The sequence below is a fragment of the Reyranella sp. genome, assembly GCF_004296935.1.
GTDB lineage: Bacteria > Pseudomonadota > Alphaproteobacteria > Reyranellales > Reyranellaceae > Reyranella.
The window spans coordinates 1-2,817 of sequence record NZ_SCVH01000064.1 but is presented as its reverse complement, the minus strand read 5'-3'; the positions used below and the strand labels follow the sequence as shown (position 1 = coordinate 2,817).

Sequence of the window (2,817 nt, the reverse complement as noted above, 5' to 3'; positions counted from 1 at the left end):
AGGGCCAGCCATTCGGCGAGGTGCCGACCATGGTCTGGTCGTCATCGATCGTGCCAATGATCTCCACGCCGGGAAGGTCGCGTATGCCCTTCAGCATTTCGCCTGTCGCGCCCCAGACCTTACCGATCTCGCAGGCGGGCAGGTCGAAGAAATTCTGAAGGACCGCGCCACAGAAAAGGACGCGAAGCTTGGGCTTGTCCGACATGATATGAAATCCTTTCGTGCGATCAGGGAAAGCCGGGAGGTGAATCCAGATGGAGCAGGACGCGCCCGGCATTCTGCCACGTACCGTCCGACAGGAAGGCATGCTGCGGCACCACCATGGCGTCCTGCATATGCCGCGCGAGCATATGATCGCTGGCGATGCCGGTGGTGCCGCTCAGGCGATAGACAGCCTGGGCAACGTCCGCACCGGCGCGCGCCGCGTTGGTGGAAGCGAGGCGCAGCAGCGCCCGCTGCTCGACCGACAATTCGCCGCCCGCCAGGAGCGTCGCGTAGCTTTCCTCTGTTATGTCGTAGAAGAAGGCACGCGCTGAACGCAGGAGCGCTTCGGCCTTGGCAATATCCGTCTGGAAATAGGGGCGGTCAGCCAAGTTGGCCGCGCCGGTGATAGAGCTTCGCCCTCCGGCGAGATCGATCAGGATATCCAGCGCCCCACGAGCCGTCCCAAGCGCGACCACCGCCAGCACCTGAGCCGCAAGCGCCATCGTCGGATACTGGTACAGCGGATCGTCCAGGCTCGAACGGCCGCCGCGGATGAAGGTCCACTCCGGCGGGACGACCACGCGGTCGACGACGATGTCATGGCTGCCGGTGCCTTTGAGGCCGATCACATCCCAGTTGCGATCGATCTTGGCCTTCGCTGCCGGCATCACGGCTATCAACGGCAAGCCATTGCTCTCGCCGCCTTCCACCTTGATACCGACGCCGATGATGTCCGCACCGGTCGATCCGCTTCCCCAGGACCAGCGCCCGGACACTTCCAGCCCGCCGTCGACCGGCAACGCCTTCTGCGGCGGATAAATGCCGCCCGCGAAGATCACATCGGGGCCGTCGGCGTAGATCTGCTCGAGCGTGGCGATCGGCAGCGCCGAAAGATAGACCGCCGAAAAGCCGAAGCTTGCCACCCAACCTGCCGAACCATCGACCTCGGAGAGCCGTTCGACCATGTTGAGGAATGTCGTCGGTGAAACCTGCTCTCCACCGAAGCGCCGTGCCACCATCGCGCGATAGAAGCCGGCGTCGCGTATGAGCTCTACAACCTCGGCGCTGATCTGCTGATCGCGGGAGAATTGGGCACGCTGCGCGCGGACTGTTTCCAGCAAGCGCTCGAACGCGGCCCCGCCATTGTCGTCGGTTGCACTGATAGCCTGGCTCGACATCGCCATCTCACTCTCCCGGTAAGGGCGGCTACCGGCTCCCGCCGATACCGCGTCCACACCGATATGCGACTCAAAAACTTGAAAAGTCAAGTAATGAGCGTCACGACAACAGCGTCGTCACCGATTTGCTTTCAGTGTAAAGATCGCGCGCGGCATGGCCCAGTTCGCTGCCATAGCCCGACATCCGATAGCCGCCGAACGGCACCGCAGGGTCGAGCAGGTTATGGCAATTCACCCAGACATTGCCCGCCTTAAGCTTGCGGACCACTCGATTGGCCAGGGATAGGTTGTTCGTCCACACGCTGGCGCCGAGCCCGTATATGCTGTCGTTCGCCAGGCGCACCGCCGTGTCGACATCGTCAAATGGCGTAGCCGAGAGGACCGGTCCGAAGATTTCCTCGCGATAGATCGTCATGTCGGGTCGGGTATCGGCGAAAACGGCGGGGCGGAAGAAGAAGCCGCCTCCTTCTACCGGCGACCCACCCGCGAGCAGGCGCCCGCCCTCCTTGCGCCCGGTCTCGAGGAAACCCTGGACCCGGTCGCGCTGCTTGGCCGAAATCAGCGGCCCCATCTGTGTTTCGCTATCGAAGCCGGAACCGAGCGCGAAGCTGTTCGCGACCTCGGCAAGGCCTTCCATGACCGCGTCGTAGATCGGCCGTTCCACGAACAGCCTGGAGCCGGCGGTGCACACCTGCCCATGGTTGAAGAACACCGCCTGTGCCGCCCCCTGGACGGCCATGCCGACATCGGCATCCTTCAGAATGACCACCGGCGATTTGCCGCCGAGTTCGAGCGAAAGCCGCTTCATCGAGTCGGCGGCGCGGCGCTGGATGATCTGGCCGACCTCCGTCGAACCCGTGAAGGCGATCTTGTCGACCCCCGGATGATCGACCAGCGCGACACCGGGTTCGGCATCGCCGGTCACGATGTTGACGACGCCATCGGGGAAACCGGCCTCGCAGACCAGCTCTCCCAGGCGCAGGGCGGTGAGCGGCGTATCTTCGGCCGGCTTGAGAATCACCGTACAGCCGGCGGCAAGTGCCGGCGCGATCTTCCAGATCGCCATCACGAGCGGGAAGTTCCACGGGATGATCTGGCCGACGACGCCAACCGGTTCCCGCAACGTCTGCGAGGTGAACTCCATGCCCGGCGGCACATAGTTGAACGACGGCGTGATCGTCGTCCCTTCGATCTTGGTTGCCCAGCCCGCCATGTACCGCAGCGAGTCGATCGCCAGCGTGAGATCGGCGTGACGCGACATCATCAGCAGCTTGCCATTATCGATCGTCTCCAGCTCAGCCAGTTCGTCGGCATTGGCCTCCAGGAGATCGGCGAGCTTCAGCAACAGTCTTTCGCGCTGAACGGGCCGGAAGCCGGACCAGGCTCCCTCGAAAGCGCGCCGGGCCGCCGCGACCGCCCGGTCGACATCCGCCGC

General features: G+C 63.9%; 2 protein-coding genes and 1 pseudogene. All 3 read right to left on the bottom strand.

Going from position 1 to position 2,817, the window contains the following annotated elements; all coding sequences use genetic code 11:
- A pseudogene (locus EPO55_RS08475) lies at positions 1–205 on the bottom strand (hypothetical protein); the annotation flags it as partial.
- 22 nt (positions 206–227) lie between these two features.
- Complete coding sequence (locus EPO55_RS08470) at positions 228–1,388, bottom strand: acyl-CoA dehydrogenase family protein (RefSeq protein ID WP_296336196.1); 1,161 nt, start codon at positions 1,386–1,388, stop codon at positions 228–230.
- Between the two features lie 94 nt (positions 1,389–1,482).
- Positions 1,483–2,817: aldehyde dehydrogenase family protein (locus EPO55_RS08465; RefSeq protein ID WP_296336195.1), on the bottom strand; the 1,335-nt coding region annotated here is incomplete at its 5' end.

What these genes read in the sequence shown, in the direction of transcription:
- EPO55_RS08470 (WP_296336196.1), bottom strand. Translation starts at nt 1,388, where the DNA reads ATGGCGATGTCGAGCCAGGCTATCAGTGCAACCGACGACAATGGCGGG.